The organism is Fenollaria sporofastidiosus (assembly GCF_943169635.2).
GTDB classification, from domain to species: domain Bacteria; phylum Bacillota; class Clostridia; order Tissierellales; family Peptoniphilaceae; genus Fenollaria; species Fenollaria sporofastidiosus.
On sequence record NZ_OW968186.1, the window covers coordinates 566,272 to 582,926 of the forward strand.

At 40.0% G+C, this 16,655-nt stretch carries 14 protein-coding genes, 1 pseudogene and 1 riboswitch; of the genes and pseudogenes, 10 read left to right on the top strand and 5 right to left on the bottom strand.

Annotated elements, in window-relative coordinates:
* Positions 1-21 precede the first annotated feature (21 nt).
* The 4 genes from KO172_RS02630 to KO172_RS02645 all read left to right on the top strand — a co-directional run bounded on the left by KO172_RS02630 (position 22) and on the right by KO172_RS02645 (position 4,881).
* Positions 22-660 (top strand): YARHG domain-containing protein, encoded by a 639-nt coding sequence (locus KO172_RS02630; protein WP_215492014.1) that lies wholly within the window; start codon positions 22-24, stop codon positions 658-660.
* Positions 661-1,501: 841 nt separating this feature from the next.
* On the top strand, positions 1,502-3,982 hold the full coding sequence (locus KO172_RS02635; RefSeq protein WP_215492015.1) for an S-layer homology domain-containing protein: 2,481 nt from the start codon (positions 1,502-1,504) through the stop codon (positions 3,980-3,982).
* Between the two features lie 391 nt (positions 3,983-4,373).
* Entirely contained in the window at positions 4,374-4,622 is a 249-nt protein-coding gene (locus KO172_RS02640) for a type II toxin-antitoxin system Phd/YefM family antitoxin (RefSeq protein ID WP_215492016.1), read from the top strand.
* Positions 4,609-4,881, top strand: a complete 273-nt coding sequence (locus KO172_RS02645) for a Txe/YoeB family addiction module toxin (protein WP_215492017.1) — start codon at positions 4,609-4,611, stop codon at positions 4,879-4,881. The genes KO172_RS02640 and KO172_RS02645 overlap by 14 nt, the downstream gene beginning before the upstream one ends.
* Before the next feature lie 186 nt (positions 4,882-5,067).
* Here KO172_RS02645 and KO172_RS02650 read toward each other — a convergent pair whose 3' ends face one another.
* The gene (locus tag KO172_RS02650) at positions 5,068-5,874 is read right to left on the bottom strand and encodes a hypothetical protein (RefSeq protein ID WP_215492018.1); all 807 of its coding nucleotides are present in this window, start codon (positions 5,872-5,874) and stop codon (positions 5,068-5,070) included.
* 226 nt (positions 5,875-6,100) lie between these two features.
* Here KO172_RS02650 and KO172_RS02655 point away from each other — a divergent pair, with 226 nt between their 5' ends.
* The 6 genes and pseudogenes from KO172_RS02655 (at position 6,101) to KO172_RS02680 (ending at position 11,102) form a co-directional block, all read left to right on the top strand.
* A complete protein-coding gene (locus KO172_RS02655; protein WP_215492019.1) occupies positions 6,101-7,045 on the top strand; it encodes a D-2-hydroxyacid dehydrogenase in 945 nt (314 codons plus the stop codon).
* Positions 7,046-7,133: 88 nt separating this feature from the next.
* Positions 7,134-8,024 (top strand): annotated as a pseudogene (locus KO172_RS02660) (glycerate kinase); the annotation flags it as partial.
* Positions 8,025-8,099: 75 nt separating this feature from the next.
* The gene (locus tag KO172_RS02665) at positions 8,100-9,254 is read left to right on the top strand and encodes an NAD(P)-dependent malic enzyme (RefSeq protein WP_251320163.1); all 1,155 of its coding nucleotides are present in this window, start codon (positions 8,100-8,102) and stop codon (positions 9,252-9,254) included.
* Positions 9,254-9,763, top strand: a complete 510-nt coding sequence (locus KO172_RS02670; protein ID WP_215492021.1) for a hypothetical protein — start codon at positions 9,254-9,256, stop codon at positions 9,761-9,763. Before KO172_RS02665 ends, KO172_RS02670 begins: the two co-directional genes overlap by 1 nt.
* 42 nt (positions 9,764-9,805) lie before the next feature.
* Positions 9,806-9,920, top strand: a riboswitch (FMN riboswitch).
* Positions 9,921-9,962: 42 nt separating this feature from the next.
* Positions 9,963-10,607 (top strand): ECF transporter S component, encoded by a 645-nt coding sequence (locus KO172_RS02675; RefSeq protein WP_215492022.1) that lies wholly within the window; start codon positions 9,963-9,965, stop codon positions 10,605-10,607.
* Positions 10,608-10,700: 93 nt separating this feature from the next.
* Entirely contained in the window at positions 10,701-11,102 is a 402-nt protein-coding gene (locus KO172_RS02680) for a hypothetical protein (protein WP_215492023.1), read from the top strand.
* A 71-nt stretch (positions 11,103-11,173) separates the two neighbouring features.
* Here KO172_RS02680 and gltS read toward each other — a convergent pair whose 3' ends face one another.
* The 4 genes from gltS to KO172_RS02700 all read right to left on the bottom strand — a co-directional run bounded on the left by gltS (position 11,174) and on the right by KO172_RS02700 (position 16,655).
* A complete protein-coding gene (gene gltS / locus KO172_RS02685; RefSeq protein ID WP_215492024.1) occupies positions 11,174-12,427 on the bottom strand; it encodes a sodium/glutamate symporter in 1,254 nt (417 codons plus the stop codon).
* A 721-nt stretch (positions 12,428-13,148) separates the two neighbouring features.
* A complete protein-coding gene (locus tag KO172_RS02690) occupies positions 13,149-13,772 on the bottom strand; it encodes a response regulator transcription factor (RefSeq protein ID WP_215492025.1) in 624 nt (207 codons plus the stop codon).
* Positions 13,762-15,039 (bottom strand): sensor histidine kinase, encoded by a 1,278-nt coding sequence (locus KO172_RS02695; protein ID WP_251320111.1) that lies wholly within the window; start codon positions 15,037-15,039, stop codon positions 13,762-13,764. Before KO172_RS02695 ends, KO172_RS02690 begins: the two co-directional genes overlap by 11 nt.
* A complete protein-coding gene (locus KO172_RS02700; protein ID WP_215492026.1) occupies positions 15,036-16,655 on the bottom strand; it encodes a hypothetical protein in 1,620 nt (539 codons plus the stop codon). Before KO172_RS02700 ends, KO172_RS02695 begins: the two co-directional genes overlap by 4 nt.

Consider the following 16,655-nt stretch of genomic DNA (forward strand, 5'->3'; position numbering starts at 1 on the left):
ATAATTATCATAGGTGATGAAATGAGAGTTAGAAGAAACACTAGTGTTTACATAAATTTTGAAGGTAGAGGCGAGGGTCAAAGAGATATGAGTAAGGTCTACGCATGTATACTAAGCGCAGTAGCCGTAGCTTTACTTGTCGCGTTTTACTTTTTGTATAGATACACAACAAGCCATGTATATATAAAGGAAGCGAGTGAGGACGCAAGGACTTATGAAGAGATCTGCAAAGAGACTACACTCGACCTTGAGAAGTTTAATAAGGCAGATGACAAGTTCAAGATGAAGATAGACGACGCAAGTTTTATTAAGGCGCAAGCAGAGTATTTTATGCCGCTTGAACCGAAGGAGAAACTTGACAAGAACTTTGCCAAGTCGTACAAAAAAGTCTTCGAAGACGAATACCTTTTCGCTGGCGATGCCAAACTGATACCACTGAAGCTCTTGAAGGCACTGTCGCGTAACGAGATCAGACTCATTAAGGCAGAGATACTTGCGCGCCACGGCTATGAATTTAAGACAAAGGAATTCGCTGATTACTTCAAAAGAAAGTCGTGGTACAAGCCCGATGAGCATTACAATAGTGCGTTTTTGTCGAGTACTGAGGCGCAGAATATAGCGTTTATTGTACAATATGAAAAAGAACTCGATCGCAAATAAAATTTCTTAATAAAATGCGCCCTTGAGCTCGTTCCATTCACGGCAATGCTCGCTTATTTCGCATTAAGTTGAGCTCTTTTGCTAGTTTTGAATTTTTTTGTCGCTGCGGAGTGCGCATTTGCACACCTCACTCCAAAAAATTCTGTACAACGCTAAATCATCTCGTTTTTCCTGCGAAATTTACTCGGTGTATATATACTGATAAAATATTTTGACAAAGCTAATTAGTGAGGAGAAAATATGTTTATTTAGATCAATAAGTGAGAAAATTGTTATTCACGAGCGCAGCATTCGGAGAAAACTGTTTAGTGAGAAAAGATATGTTCCAAAAGAAGCGCATTGAGACAAATTGCTTCAATTGCTTTGCGTAGGACGACGGCCACAAATCCATCTAGTTGAGCGTAGCGAACGAATATGGATTTGTAGTCGGACAAGCTTAGCAATTGTCAATTTGTTGAACTAAGCTTCGTGGAACTATCTTTTCGATGTGCGAACGGATATGAGATCACAGGTGAGTAAGCTTAGAAATTTCCAATTTGAGAAGCCTAAGTCACGAGTAATACACTTTTCGATTACTAAGACAGCCTCCATAGGCGCAGCGAGAGAGGTAATCACTTTTCGTTATTCAGATCATATTAAATCACTTTTCGATTAATAATGCATTTTCGTAGACGAGCAAGTGAGAGAAAACAATTTTCGTGATACACGCAAAACAATTTTTTATGAACAAGAGAAAAACATATGGAGCTTATCCTAATCAGATAGGCTCTCTTTTTTGTTTGAAAAAAGCTATATTATGGTATAAATAAGTATAATCAATATTCATACAGGAGGTAATACTATGAAGATGAAGAAAATTTTATCCATTGTCCTAGCTTTCGTCTTAGTACTAGGTACTATGAGCGCAAGCTTTGCACAAAATGAAGCAATGAGCAATAAAGACAAGATTGACTACCTTGTTTCAAAGGGATATGTCAAAGGTGACGCGAAAGGACTTAGACTAGCAGACCCTATCACTAGAGAAGAGTTTGCAGCTATGCTTACAAGAACACTTGGCAAGGAAAGTCTTGCTGACAAGGCAATCAACCTACCTAGCAAGTTTAGCGATATGGCTATGGGACGCTGGTCAAACGGCTTTGTCAATATCGCAAGCGAGCTAAAGATCATCAGTGGATACGAAGACGGCACTTTCAAACCTAGAAACAATGTTAGGTATCAAGAGGCCATCAAGATGCTTGCTGTGGCAGCTGGCGGAACTGATATCAAGGCAGGAGAAGGTGCTAACTGGGCTCTACCATACATCACATACGCTGCAAGTAATGGCGTGCTTGATGGACTTATGGACCTTGATTACAAGGCACAAGCTAGTAGGGAGAACGTTTTTGTAATGATATACAACCTTCTTAAGGGTATGAAGGAAGCTGATTTATCAAAGCTTACTGCCATAGTTACAAAGACAAATGCAAATTCAAATCTAAGTGAAAAGCAAGCAGAGATACTTGTATTAAAATCAAGCTTAGATGGCTTCAAAGAAGGTAAGGCCTACATCATTGACCTTAAAGACGGCATGGACCCTATGGACATAGTTGGCAAGGTATACGACCTAGACATCGACCAAAAGAACATGATTAAGACATACAGAGACAGCGCCATCGCAAAGACTGAAATCGCGCCTATCAATATCAAAGGTGCAAGACTATATGTAGGAGACTCTACTAAGGAATCAACAGTTCTTGAAGATAAGGCTGCTCTTACAGAGCAAAAGTTCCGCGGAGGAGCTGTTAACGGCAAGTACTTTGATTTATTCAACGACTTTGCTAAAGAGACAAACTACAAGGCAGACCTTGCATATGTAACAAGCGTTTCTGCAAAAGTTGTCTATATCAAGGCCTACACATTCGAAGACATCATGCCACTTATCTCTTATGACAATGGAGCAGTTAAAGTTCTTGACGACGAAACAGGCGCTATTGTAAAGAGAAATCTTAAGAAGGCATATATCTATAATGATGGCAAGCTTGCGGCAATAGACCCTGCTAAGCTTGAAAAGTACGACGTTTTGCACTTCTACGCAAGTGATGAGGCTATAGTCGTAAGAAATAAGGTAGAAGGAGAAGGCGCTAAGTACAAGATCAGTAGAGATGGAGCCTTCATCAACCTAGCTAATAAAGACTACAAGCTATCAGATGAAAAATCAAGAAGAGCCGTTGCAACTATTGACGAAAAAGTATTCACACAAGTGAACGCACAAAAGTACAACGACGAAGTAAAACTACTAATCAATGAAAAAGTTAATCTTGCACTAGACATCTTTGGCAATGTTCAAGTGATCTACGGCAAGCTTTCATTCGATGAAGACGTCTTTATGATAGACAGAGTTACTACAAACGCAGTCGCTCTTATTGACAGAGACGGCAAAGAAGTGAGAGTTCAAGACTCACTAGACCTTAAGATTTATAAAGATGGCAAGGAGATAAGACTATCCGAGCTTAACAACTACGACATGGTTTACGCACTATATACAAAGGATGCAGTACAAAAACTATTTGTATTGACAGGACACGCTGACTATGCCAAGGACTTCAAGCCGCTTGACAGAGATGCAAAGACATACAAGGTCTTCGCACCTACAAAGAGCGTTAAGAGAAGCACTATCTACGTGGCAGGCAAAGAAGTGAACCTTCTTGACAATACTTTGCTATATAATTTAGTAGAAGTAGGCAAGGACTACAAAGTTGAAACTATTAGCCTAGATGAAGTAAAGAACGCAGGCTTTAATAAGACAGTAACAGCTTATGTATTCACAGTTAAGGACCTAAACGCAAAAGACGTTACTAAGTACGACAGCTTCCGCGGCGCAGATGATGCACCAGTTGCTATAGTATTTAAAAACGTTGAAAAGAAGAAAGTAGTTGACACAGAAGACATACTTGAGCTAAGAAGCGACTACGATTCCAAACTTGATAAGTCCTTCGAAGGCTACGACAAGACAAAAACACTTAGAGTCTACGACACAGACGGCGCAAGCTTCCCTAATGCTAAAGCAGGCGATATCGTTAAGCTAAGCCTTGACAAAGATAAAAAAGTTTTAAGAGTAGATAAGCTCATCACAAGCCTAAGCGAAGAGTACACAATCACAAACGTATTATACGACGCAGGTGGCGCAGAAAAATTAATCCTTAAAGATAGCAAAGGTAAAGTTCAAAACCTATTCACAAACGATAAAAGGATAGTTTTCGGCAAGAACTATGCGAAGGATAGTGTGATTAAGATTGCATTAAATGAGAGTGCAGAGGTGTACGTAATATCTGTAATAAAGTAATTTCGCATTCGATTTGCGCCTAGAGCTTGTTAATTTCATACACCAAGAGAACGAGTGCTAGCGATGTTCGATTGGCTATGTATGATTTATTCCAGAGATCACAAAGGTGTCGAGCAAGGCGAAGACAGCTTTGATTGATCTTACGGATCGATTTTTGCCAATGCTCAGGTACGATCTGTACATTCCGCTTGACAAAAATCTCCACATCGCTTTATCCATAAATTTTTCCAGCAAAATCTTTGGCGGGGTATGTATAGAGAGGCGGTTCATCGCTTCGTAAAAAATTAGCTTAATTAAAATAGGGATCGATATAAATTATCGATCTCTTTTTTTGACCAAACTCTTGACTTTTTATTTAACGTACGGTATAATGTACATAAGAGGTGATATTATGAAAAGCATGAACGTTACTAACTTTAGAAAAGATATATTTAAGGTACTAGAAGACACTGTAAAATACAACAGCGTTGTGAATGTGTCAACAAAAGAAGGAAATGCAGTACTTATGAGCGAAGATGATTATGAGGGAATTATGGAGACTTTATATTTAAGCTCAATTCCAGGACTTAAAGAAAGCATAATAGAAGGACTTAATGCTGGGCCAGAAGAGTATGTGAGTGAAGACGATGTTAGATGGTAATTATAAAATATTCTATTCTAAAAAGGCTTTAAAAGATATTGATAATATAAAAAGTGCTGGACTTGAAAATACAGTAAAATCATTGATTGAAATAATAAAAGAAGATCCATTTACTAGTCCACCACTGTTTAAAAAGCTTGTTGGCGATATGAAAGGAGCCTACTCAAGAAGAATAAATTATCAACACAGGTTGATTTATAAAGTAGACAAAGATAGTAATAGTGTTTATATAATTAGAATGTGGTCACACTATGAATAAAAGTTTATAAAGCGATGCGTTTATTACGTGTCGCTTTTTTATTTATGGCTCTATGTCAAATATTGAGGAGACTTTTTTGTTGCTTAAGGCCATTTATTTACTAAGTGCAAAAAAAGCCCTCCTTACTGATTCTTCAGTAAGGAGGGTAGATATTTTACAATTAAACCAACTGCTTTATTTTTTAAGCTATTTAACTTTTTTTTGATTATCTAACTTTAATCCATCTACATCTTTTAAATTAATAGGTTTAAAGTATTCTACATAACCATTATTTAAATCCACTTTTTTAAGTTCTACTTTACGTCTATTCTCTTGGTCCTCTGGAATTTTTCCATTATTAAGCCATTCAGTAATATAAATTCGAAGCTCACTATATCTTTTTGCATTATGATTATAGTGCATATCCTTGGCTATTTGTTCTTGATTTGCTCCTCTATTAATGAATAATTGTATTACCTCTTCTGTTTTTTGTTCATCTCTTAAATTAGTATAAGTGGTAGACTCAAAATAATATGGCTCACCCTTATCGTTGATAGTAATTAAAGCAACATGCCCATACTTAGTACCATCTTTTTCTGTACCTTTAAGAAGTATAGATTTATATGGCAATCCAGCTTTCTTAAATAATTTAGCAGCAAACACAGATAAACTATGACAGTTGCCTTTCTTGCTATCTAAATTAATAGTATCTCCAGCATTATGGCTATATTTTAAATTGTAATTAATCATATAATTAACTACGTCTTTAATTTTGCCCTCTGGAGTATCTGCACTAGTTTTAAAGCTGTTAATGTAAGCTTCTGTCTTAGGTCCAACTTTATATCCATCATAAGGGAGCTCTGAGTTAGTCTCCCAAATACCCATCGTGCCATTATCAAAAATATCAGCTTCATATTTAAAATTACTCAAATCTTCTTTTATTTGAGCATTAGCTATAGGTGAAAACACAAATAGCATTACTAGTGTAATAGTTAATATCCTTTTAAATTTCATATAAAACACCTTCCTTATTTGTTTGTTTTTCTACTCTAATGTATACTTCTAATTTAGATTTAATTAACTTAATTATATCACATTATTATTTTTATTACAATGTAAACTACATGGATTATAAAGAAAAAGAATAATATAAATTAGAAACGTATCGCAAATCATCTAAGCCCACCCCCACCGTTTAAAATCACTTCTCTTTGGGCATATATACTTTAGAGGTGATATTATGAAGATTGTTTTCTTAGACATGTACAATTCAAATCCGGGCGACATTGACACGTCCATGTTCAAGGATTTTGGCGAATTCACTACATACGACAGAACTAATCCATCAGATATAAAAGAAAGAATAAAGGATGCGGACATCGTGATCACAAATAAGGTAAGGCTTGGCAAGGCTGAGCTTGAGGGCAGCAAGGTGAAGTTCATAGCCGAGGCGGCAACTGGCTTCGATAACATTGACCTAAATGCCATTAAGGAGCTTGGCATTGGCCTTGCGAATGTGCCTAGCTACTCAACATATTCGGTTGTGCAGCTAACACTTGCTCACTTACTTAATGCTGTTAACGATGTCTATTCTTATGCTCAAAAGGTTCGCGAGGGAGCATGGGTGGACAGCCAAGACTTTAATTTCTTCCTAGGTACTATACACGAGCTTGCAGGCAAGACTGCGGGCATCGTTGGCTATGGTGATATCGGTCAAAAGGTAGCTGATGCATATAGGGCTCTTGGTATGAAGGTCATTGCTTTAAAAGTAGCGGGTCACCATGCGGACGGGGACTTCTTCCGTGACTACGAAGACTTTTTCAAAGAAGCTGACATAGTGAGCCTTCACGCGCCAATGAACGCGGATTCAAAAGAAATTATTAATAAAAAGAGCCTTGCTCTTATGAAAAACACAGCCATCATCATAAACACTGCACGCGGCGGTCTTATCAACGAATCTGATTTAGCTGACGCGCTTAAGAACGGCGATGTTGCTTTCTATGCATCAGACGTTGCGGCACCTGAACCTATGACTAAGGACAACAAGCTATACGCACTTAAAAACGCGGCTTTCACACCGCACATCGCTTGGGCATCTTTGGAAGCAAGACAAAGGCTTTACAAGGTGATTTATGACAACATCGATGCCTATGTTAATGGAAGGAGCTTAAACAGAATTGTCTAGAAAGGTCGCACTTATCGCCGGCTCTTTCATATCGGGGATTTCTTCCTTGGAGCTACTTAAGGCGATAGAAGGAAAAATAAACGCTGATGTGGATATATATGCACTTCCAGACGGCTACGGCAACATCTATGAGGCGACAGAGGACCTAAAGTCCTTCAAGGTAGATGAGGCCATTGTCATGGACGAGGAAGGAGTAGAACACACTCTTAAGTACCTCAGATGCGATGACAATGTCATTGTGTCCTTCTCGAGCATCATAAAGTACAGGATGAAGGGCGACTTAAGCTCGACTAGCTACCTTGCAGGCGCTCTTGTGAAGAAGCTTATAGAAAATGGCGAGAAGAAGATCACCATCAGTGTAGGTGGCAGCGGTGTCAATGACGCAGCTGTTGGCTTTTTGCGTGCCATGGGCGTGAAGTTCTACAATGTATTGAACGAAGAAGTGACAGAGACTAGGGACATATACAAGATCAAAGGCTTTAACACGACTGCCATGGACAGTTTAATTCACGGCGTTGACTTTAAGATCATCAAGTACTCAAAGATGCGCTTCATAGGCTACCGCGGCACGACATATCAAAACAGGCTCATCACGGACAATCTCATACTTGAGATCTTCGAGCGCAATATGGAAAACTTCCAATACCTACTTCAAAGCGCCTTCAATTGCAAGGCTAAAAACGTAGAGGCGGCAGGCGCAGGTGGCGGTTCGATGTTTTCACTTTGCATGTTTTTAAAACCAAAAGTTGTGGATCTTGGCGATTTTCTAGAAAAATATTTTAATTTTGACAATATTACTCAAAAAAGTGATATAATAATCTTAGTTGACGACTATCTATCCTTAAAGCTTAGAAAAGAAAGCTTTAGGTCGCTAGTTCTTAATAAGGCAAAGAAGTATGACAAGAAGATCATAGGTCTTGCGCTCGACGCGGAAGAGGAGAAGGTATCCTTTATCGAGCAAGGCTTTACTAGGATGGTTGACCTTACATATGACTCCGAGTCACTAGATAGAGCGGCAAATATCATCAATAATTATTTAAAAGGAGAGGATGACATGGCTTACAAAGAAGAAGCACTTAAGTTTCATGAAGAAAAGAGAGGTAAATTAGAAGTAGTACCTAAGGTTGAAGTTAATAACGCGCACGACCTTGCACTTGCTTACACACCAGGTGTTGCAGAGCCTTGCAAGCTTATACACGACGACCCAGAATTGCAATACAAATACACTGCAAAAGGTAACCTCATAGCTGTAGTTACAGACGGTTCAGCAGTTCTTGGCCTTGGTAATATCGGCTCTAAGGCAGGTATGCCAGTTATGGAAGGAAAGTCCATATTATTCAAAAAGTTTGGCGGCGTTGACGCTTTCCCTATCATGCTAGATACACAAGACGTTGACGAGATCGTAAACACAGTTAAGAACATCGCTCCAGGCTTTGGCGGCATTAACCTTGAAGATATAAGCGCGCCTAGATGCTTTGAGATAGAAAGAAAACTTGATGAGATGCTTGATATACCAGTCTTCCACGACGACCAATATGGCACAGCCATCGTCGTAACAGCTGCACTTATCAACGCATGCAAGCTAATAAAGAAGGATTATGCAGACCTTAAAGTCGTTATCAATGGTAGCGGCGCAGCAGGCATTGCCATCGCTTATATGATGCTTAACCTTGGCGTTAAGAATATACTTATCTGCGACTCAAAGGGCATTATCTACAGAGGCAACGAAAAGAACAACTGGATCAAGAAAGAGATCGCTGAAAAGACAAATCCAAAGAACGAAGAAGGCACACTTAAGGATGCCATGGTAGGAGCAGACGTATTCATAGGCGTATCAGCACCAGGAGTGCTTACAAAAGATATGATCAAGACTATGAACAAAGACGCTATCGTCTTCGCTATGGCAAACCCAGTTCCAGAAATCTACCCAGACGAAGCAAAAGAAGCAGGCGCTAAGGTAGTTGGTACAGGTAGAAGCGATTTTCCTAACCAAATCAACAACTCACTTGCCTTCCCAGGTATATTCAGAGGCGCACTAGACAGACGCGCAAAGACTATTACCTTCGATATGAAGGTTGCAGCTGCACATGCAATCGCAAACCTTGTAGACGATAAAGACCTTACAGAAGAGCACATCATGCCAGATATGTTCGATGAGAGAGTTCCAAAAGTCGTTGCAAAAGCAGTTTACGACGCTTATAGAGAGTAATGAGCTACGGATTCATTAAAAAATTAGATAAAGTAGATAAAGAAGTGATGCTGGGAGTGAGCCTAGCATCACTTTCTATTACCACAGACTTTGACGGCACAGGCCTAAATAACCACTGCGCCTTCACTACAGCCACCAACATCTTGAAGATGATGGGCTTTGATGATGTAAGCTTTGATGAAGTGTATAGATATATAAAATCAGGGCCAGTTTTGTTTATGGAGCCGCGTGTGAAAAAAATTATTAAGAATAGAAAGACAAGCGTAAAAGTTAAAAGAAAATATTTTCCCAAAACCATGGACATAGTAAAGGCTATTGATGAAGGACATATCACAGCCATGCTACTCATAGAGTCAGTAAAAAGCGCACACTGGATTATAGTCACAGGCTACGCCATCAGCAAAGGCGATATCTACCTAAAGGTCTTCACTAACTGGTACCACGAGGCGCGCTACTACAAAGTGAATAGTGGGAGCAAGGCCGTGATGAGCCTCGAATTTTATATCTAAGGCTTGACAAAGAATACTACTAGGACTATAATAAAAGTACATCTAATACTTTGGGGTAAGGTGAAATTCCTTTTAACCGGCGGTAAAGCCCGCGAGCATATGCAGAACCTGTGAAATTCAGGTGCCGACTGTACAGTCAGGACGGAAAAAGATCTTAAAGGTTATTAGTTGAATAATCATTAAGGAGGGTGTTTTTTTTATGTCAAGAGCAAAAAAAATCACATTAATTGCAGTAGTTGCCGCTATGGCAATAGTTTTAACAGCGATAATTCGCTTTCCAATCACATCACTACCATTCTTAAAGTATGACCCGAAAGATGTCATCCTAACAACAGCAGGCTTCATCTTTGGACCACTAGTTGCGATCGCAGCGGCAGTCATTGAAGTACTTGTTGAGATGATAACCTTCTCCGAGTCAGGACCTTGGGGCGCAGTGATGAACATCATAGCAACACTTTCATTCTCAGGCGTTGCAGCAGCCATCTACCACAGAAAAAGAACAACAAAGGGAGCAGTTTTGTCACTAGTTTGCGCAGTTTTATCGCTAACAGTAGTTATGGCACTTTGGAATCTAGTTGTAACACCGATATACACAGGTTTTCCAAGAGCAGAAGTCGTAAAACTTATGCCAGTAATCATACCATTTAACCTAATCAAAGGCGGAGTCAACGCAGCACTGATCATACTTTTGTATAAGCCAATCAAGAGCGCACTTGCAAAAGCAGGCCTAGCAGAAGGAGTAGCAGCAGGAAAGAACGCAACTTGGAATGTGATTAAGATGCTAAGCTTTGTTGTATTGCTTGCATTGATTGCACTAATAATTTATTTAAGAAGTGGCATATAAATAATATTTAAGTGAGTACATTGATTAATGTGCTCACTTTTTTTACGCCTTGGGTATATATAGACAAACATCATATTAGAAAGGTGGCGCATCATGGTAAAGAAAAGATACCTACTACTAATCGCGAGCCTCGTGTGGCTATTCGCAGGGCTGAAGGTTCTAAGCCTAGGACTCGAGGCCTACAAAACAAAGTTCACGGCGCTTAACGTCCTTATGTCACTCGCAGTCTTCATAGTCTTTTGGCTCATGGTCTTTAATAGACTCGTAAACAAGCACACCGTGCGCATCAAAGCATACACAGAAGAGAAGAGATACTTTTGGAACTTCTTCGACCTCAAGAGCTTCATCATCATGGCGATCATGATGACAGGCGGCATACTTATAAGAAAGTACTCACTATTAGGCGTGAACTTCATCGCCTTCTTCTACACAGGCATAGGCGCGGCACTAAGCTTAGCAGGCTTGAAATTTATGTATAATTTTATAAAGTACTAGTGCCCTCCACTTACAAGTTAATGCAAATAAAAAAAACCCTCTCTACTAAGCAAAGTAAAGAGGGTATTATTTTATCTAAAGTTTTGCGCGATATTCAAAAATACGGTTATGGAAAGCGAGTTGATTATGTCGATTGCGAAGGCTCCAACCATTGGCAAGACAAAGTATGCCTTTGGTGATGGACCAAATCTTTCAGTAATCGAGTCCATGTTGGCGATGCCGTTGTATGTTGCACCCATGCCGAAGCCGCAAAGGCCGCCCGACAAAACTGCCGCGTCGTAGTTTCTACCCATAACCCAGTAGTTGATAAAGTACGCGTACAAAGCCATGAGCACAGTTTGCGCAAGTAGCACCACGAGCATGATGCCGGCAACATCCTTTAAGTCAAGAAGGTTGATGTCGATGAGCGCCATTACCAAGAAAATGTTTAAGCCGACGTCACCGCAGATGGAGTTAGCTCTCTCATCAACAGCAAACTTCGAACCCTTCTTGCCGATGGTGTTGACGAAGATGCCTGCAAGTATCATTGCTGTTACATAACTAGGTAGGCTCAATGGATTACCAAGTATGCTTACATTGTTTTTGATGAGAACTTGCAATATCGAACCGAGACCAACAGATACGAAGATGAGACCTAAAACCTTGACAAAGTCGAAGGCGTTTAGTGGAACAAGCTCTTTATAGCTAGCACCAGCGCTAACCTTTTCGAGACTCTCCAAAACATTATTCTCAGAGCTGTCATTGTATGTAGGCTTAGCCAAGTGATTTCTTCTAATAAGCATAGAACCGATAGGTCCACCTATAACAGAGCCCATAATTACACCGAAAGTTGCAGCCGCCATGCAGAAAGTTGACGCATTAAATAGGCCGTGCTCCTCAAAAGTGCTACCCCACGCGCCAGCAGAGCCGTGACCACCAACCATAGTAACCGAGCCGCAAACAAGGCCAAGCAGCGAATCTACCCCTATAACTTTGCACATGAAAATGCCAAGGACATCTTGAAAAATAACTAAAACCGTTGCTACAAGTAAGAAATAAACAAAACCCTTGCCGCCCTTCTTAAGCGTGTCGAGATCGGCACCAACGCCGATGGATGTGAAGAAGACCATCATGAAAGGATCCTTAAGAGTGTTGTCAAAAACAAAAGTACATAGCCCCGTAAGAGCTAAGACAAACCTAATGATAGCGAACAAAAAGCCGCCAATAACAGGCGCAGGGACACAAAAAGTCTGGAAAAATTTAACCTTCGTTCTGATAAATTTCCCCACCAAAAAAACCAAGATAGCAAAGCCAACCGTTTGCATTACATTAAATGAAAGAATCATTTAATAAACCTCCTTATTAAAGATTGCCTCTCCTATCTACAAGAATAATTATAACATAAAAATTGTAAAATGCAAGAGTAATTATATATAAAAGTATTACAAATATGTAATCTTTGTATATTGAGTGAAAGCGACATAGTATAAAGAAAGACTACACAGAAAAAATTGTGTAGTCTTTCTTTATGTCTTAAGATAAGAAAAGCACATCGAAAAGATAGTTCCACCAGAGCTTAGTTCATCAAGTTGACAATTGCACATTGAAAATTGATTTCCTTCGCTTGCTACGTCTACGAAAACTGATAATTTCTGAGCTTACTCACCTGTGGTCTCATATCCGTTCGCTTCGCTCAGCTAGATGAGCCCACGGGCGGTTCGTTTCGCTAAGAAATTAAGGCAGTTTTCTCCGAAGGCTGCGCTCGTGAAAATCAATTTTCTCTTTATGTCAGCGCAAATCCATCTACCCCGCACCAATTTCTTAAAGAAAATGCGATGATTGGGCGAAGTGAATTTAATAAAATATACAAAGTCACTCAAACCCTTAGTTTGCAGAGAAGTTGAGATGATTTTGCGTTGTACAGAATTTTTTGGAGTGAGGTGTGCAAATGCGCACTCCACAGCGACAAAATAATTCGAAACTAGCAAAAGGGCTCAACTTAATGCGAAATAAGTCGAGCATTGTCGAAAAAAGGAACGAGTCCAAGGGCGCATTTTATTAAGAAATTTAGTCCTCGATTACAAAGCCAGTGACCCGTGACTGAATCGCCAATTGCGTTCTCGTCTCAAAGCCTGTCTTCTCTAACAAATGCTTTATATGCGTCTTCACAGTATTTTGTGAAATATCAAGTTTTTCTGCTATCTCATCATTTCCTGCACCCGTTGTAAGCAGTCTTAAGACTTCAATCTCTCTTGGTGTGAACTCGCTTGACTTCGCCATACCTAGCGTAACCACAGGAGTATTATCAGGGTATATCGACTCACCCTTTAAAGTTCTCTCGACTATCTCAATCAGCGTCTCCTCAGAGACATCCTTGTACCAAAAACTCTCAATACCTATCTTTCTCGCGCGCTCCATCCAAGAGACTTCCGGCATACTCGTAACAGCAATTATCTTAAGATTTGGCTTTAGCTTTTTAATCTTTTCCGCGGCGTCAAGGCCATTCGACCCGTCATTCATCAGTATGTCCATGATTACGAGGTCAAGAGGCGCCTTCAAAACGTAAGTATCCGCAAACATCGCCGTATCAATGCAGTAGAGCACCTCGTACTCAGGCGACTGCTCGATGTAGAGCTTAAACAGCTCCCTCGAAACGAATTGATCGTCAACAATCATAATCTTATAAGTCATAATTTTCTCCTTTCAGCCAAGAAATCCTAAGAGTAAATACCTCACTCGTATCAATACTCATCTTTCCGCCATAAATCTTAAGACGCGCTCGGATGTTCTTTAAACCGCCCTTTTCCTTAATTTCAGAGCTTGGTTTATGGCCGTCGTTCTTTATAGTCAAATTTATCCTTAGACCATCTTCATTTATATCAATCCACACATTTTTCGCTTCAGCGTGGCGAATGGCGTTGTTCAGCGCCTTGTGGACTATGCTTATAAAAGTATTTTTATCATTTTCGCCCTCTGGCAAAGAGCCAGTAAAGTGAAAACCTATGCCGATTGACTCCGCAGTTTCAAGCAGTTTCTTCCAAAGAGCGTCCTTTACCTCTTCGTCTTCACCCTCATCCAAAACGACGAGACTCTCGTTCCACAGCTGCACTAGCCTCTTGCGCTCGTCCTCATTCTTGTCCTGTTTATCCAAGTAGTGCCTAAAATAAATTAGCGACTGAGCGATCTTGTCGTGAATCTTAATCTTTGAGCGCAAAATTTCCTTCTGCCTAGTGTATTCCAAAGCCGTATCTTGATAATCCTTCAAACGCTTGTTCGCAGCCTTTATCTCTTTATTCTTCTTTTTTATCTCTCCAAGCACGCCCCACTCCTCGGTGATGTTGTAGGCAATCGTCTCTCTGTACTTTTTCTCTTTATCTTCAATAATTTGGTAGAGCCATATCTTGCCACACGCCCCCATAACCAGAGGATCCTTTTGCAAAATTTGAGTTGAGTCGCTTACCTTGCACTCACGAGCAAGCCTTGCACAAGTCAAATCATTAATCAGATGCTTTCCAAAAACTTCGTAGCTAATCATTTGCATCTGCCTGTTGACAAGAGTCGGCGTTCCGTCAAGCTTCGAGAAACACAAGCCGTCAGGAAGATTATCCATACTCTCCTTAATCGAGTTTTTGCCGATTTGACTTTTTCTTATGCGCCTTAGCCTAAAGAAGAGATCGATCTGCGCCAGAGCTATGCCAAATAAGTAGCTCGTAAAATTAGATACCCAAAGATTTAAGAATGGTTTTGAAATCAGCATGCGCCTTGATCCAAGCTCCGCAAGTATTTGCACTAAAAATAAATTTACTAAAACCAAAAATACGCTCGAGGCAAAGGCAGCCGACCTTGGCTTTATATCCATCAGCTCAATCATCAGCCTAAGGCTAATTGCAAGCAGCACCATGCATATGGCGAAGATTATGCTTATTTCACTCGAGTTTAATTCAAAGATCCTCATCATAACCCATAACCTCCTAAGCTTATGCGCCAAAGACCACCCTCAAGGTCCTCTAGCATATCTAGCCCATCAATCACCATGCCGATGGTCCCCACCTCATCAGCACTTATTTTTATCTCTACTTCATCATCATTTACAAGATTTACATCCACAGCTTTGAGAGCATGATAATTTACTTCAAGTATCCTTTGAAAAACTTCGTAAATGGCAAGAGCAGTGTCTATATCCAAAGCGCTATCACTTTGCCAATTTATCTTAGATTCCACGCCGCTTAAGCTTAGATAATTTAGTGATTCAGTAAAAGCAAGACCCAGCTCAGCCATGGCGATGTTTTTATCTTTTTTACTTAATAAAAATAGGTTCGAGTACCTCTTGATGTAGGCACTCGTTATGCATGCCCTTTTTAGAACCGCTTCAAAAGATTCTTCGTCCTCGGGTAAATTATTCATTACAATCTTTAAAAAATTAAATTTATCACTTAAGCTCGAGTCGATGTAGGAGCGTATCTCATTTTGCTCCTCAAGCTTCGCCATCTTCTCCTTAAGCTTTTTATCCGCGCTCAAAAGTTCATTCTCACTCATAAGACTTTCATTTAAAGCGTATAGCCGCTTTTTAAGCGAGTTAAGCTCCTTTAAGTCTATAAACCAAAACGCCTCGCCGCCACTAATCCTTGCGCTCTCAAGTAGAGTGTCCTTGTCAAGCTTAGTAGCCTTACCAAGCGAAGCGTGTATCATTTCAGCAGTTACTGGTGGCATTTTAGTCGGCGCAAAAACTATATCCCCATCCATGTCCATGATTCCAATATTTAAGGACGATAGTCTTAAGAACTTGTCGTAGCCCCTGTTAGATGGGATTGACCTTGTAAATACCAAAGACTCGATAAAGAGAATAATTATAAGTATGTTAAATTCGGCACTTGCAATCGCCGTCTTGATATACACAAAGAAATCTCTGTTAATAACGTAAGAGAAAGTATATAAAATCCACAAAAGCATTGGAAGTATAGGAAGCATCACCGGCCACGGCGAGCGCATCGACCTCGACGCACGTAAGGCCGAGACCAAAGAAGCGATAGTTAATATTGCGGCATATAGTACGATTATGTAGAAGAGTGGCTTATACGCCTCAACACCCAAAGGCACATCCGTACTAAAGGCAAGGCCGTGGAAGTCATTCGTCAAAACCAAAATTACAAAACACTCAGTCGGTATCCAAAGAAGGTGCCACCACTTGCTGATAGGCTCGCGCTCAGACTTATTCACCATGAGCGAGATAAAAAATACAAGATGAATTATGTTTAACGAGAAAAGGTAGTAAATGTAGCGGATGTACTTGATCACGAGTATATTGTCAAAGAGGATCTCATACTTCAAAGTCCTCGCACCAAGGTAGCCAATCATAAGAAAGGCGATCATCTTAAAGTACTTTTTCGACTGCGTCCTAAGAATACGGCTCTCCATGATACGATCCCAAAGCAGGATCACAATCGTGTATAAGAAAAAGACGATGGCGTTCACAGAAAAATTAATTACGCCGAAGTACTCTAGTAGATGTAGGCTCATCGCCAGCAAAACGAAAAACGTACTCGTTATGTAACTTAAAATCTCCTTGCGATACAT

Excerpts from the sequence above, each read along its gene's own strand:
- KO172_RS02635 (WP_215492015.1), top strand. The coding sequence starts at position 1,502 with ATGAAGATGAAGAAAATTTTATCCATTGTCCTAGCTTTCGTCTTAGTA.
- KO172_RS02650 (WP_215492018.1), bottom strand. The coding sequence starts at position 5,874 with ATGAAATTTAAAAGGATATTAACTATTACACTAGTAATGCTATTTGTG.
- KO172_RS02665 (WP_251320163.1), top strand. The coding sequence starts at position 8,100 with ATGGCTTACAAAGAAGAAGCACTTAAGTTTCATGAAGAAAAGAGAGGT.
- KO172_RS02690 (WP_215492025.1), bottom strand. The coding sequence starts at position 13,772 with ATGACTTATAAGATTATGATTGTTGACGATCAATTCGTTTCGAGGGAG.
- KO172_RS02695 (WP_251320111.1), bottom strand. The coding sequence starts at position 15,039 with ATGATGAGGATCTTTGAATTAAACTCGAGTGAAATAAGCATAATCTTC.
- KO172_RS02675 (WP_215492022.1), top strand. The coding sequence starts at position 9,963 with ATGTCAAGAGCAAAAAAAATCACATTAATTGCAGTAGTTGCCGCTATG.
- KO172_RS02670 (WP_215492021.1), top strand. The coding sequence starts at position 9,254 with ATGAGCTACGGATTCATTAAAAAATTAGATAAAGTAGATAAAGAAGTG.
- gltS (WP_215492024.1), bottom strand. The coding sequence starts at position 12,427 with ATGATTCTTTCATTTAATGTAATGCAAACGGTTGGCTTTGCTATCTTG.
- KO172_RS02700 (WP_215492026.1), bottom strand. The coding sequence starts at position 16,655 with ATGTATCGCAAGGAGATTTTAAGTTACATAACGAGTACGTTTTTCGTT.
- KO172_RS02645 (WP_215492017.1), top strand. The coding sequence starts at position 4,609 with ATGTTAGATGGTAATTATAAAATATTCTATTCTAAAAAGGCTTTAAAA.
- KO172_RS02630 (WP_215492014.1), top strand. The coding sequence starts at position 22 with ATGAGAGTTAGAAGAAACACTAGTGTTTACATAAATTTTGAAGGTAGA.
- KO172_RS02680 (WP_215492023.1), top strand. The coding sequence starts at position 10,701 with ATGGTAAAGAAAAGATACCTACTACTAATCGCGAGCCTCGTGTGGCTA.
- KO172_RS02640 (WP_215492016.1), top strand. The coding sequence starts at position 4,374 with ATGAAAAGCATGAACGTTACTAACTTTAGAAAAGATATATTTAAGGTA.
- KO172_RS02655 (WP_215492019.1), top strand. The coding sequence starts at position 6,101 with ATGAAGATTGTTTTCTTAGACATGTACAATTCAAATCCGGGCGACATT.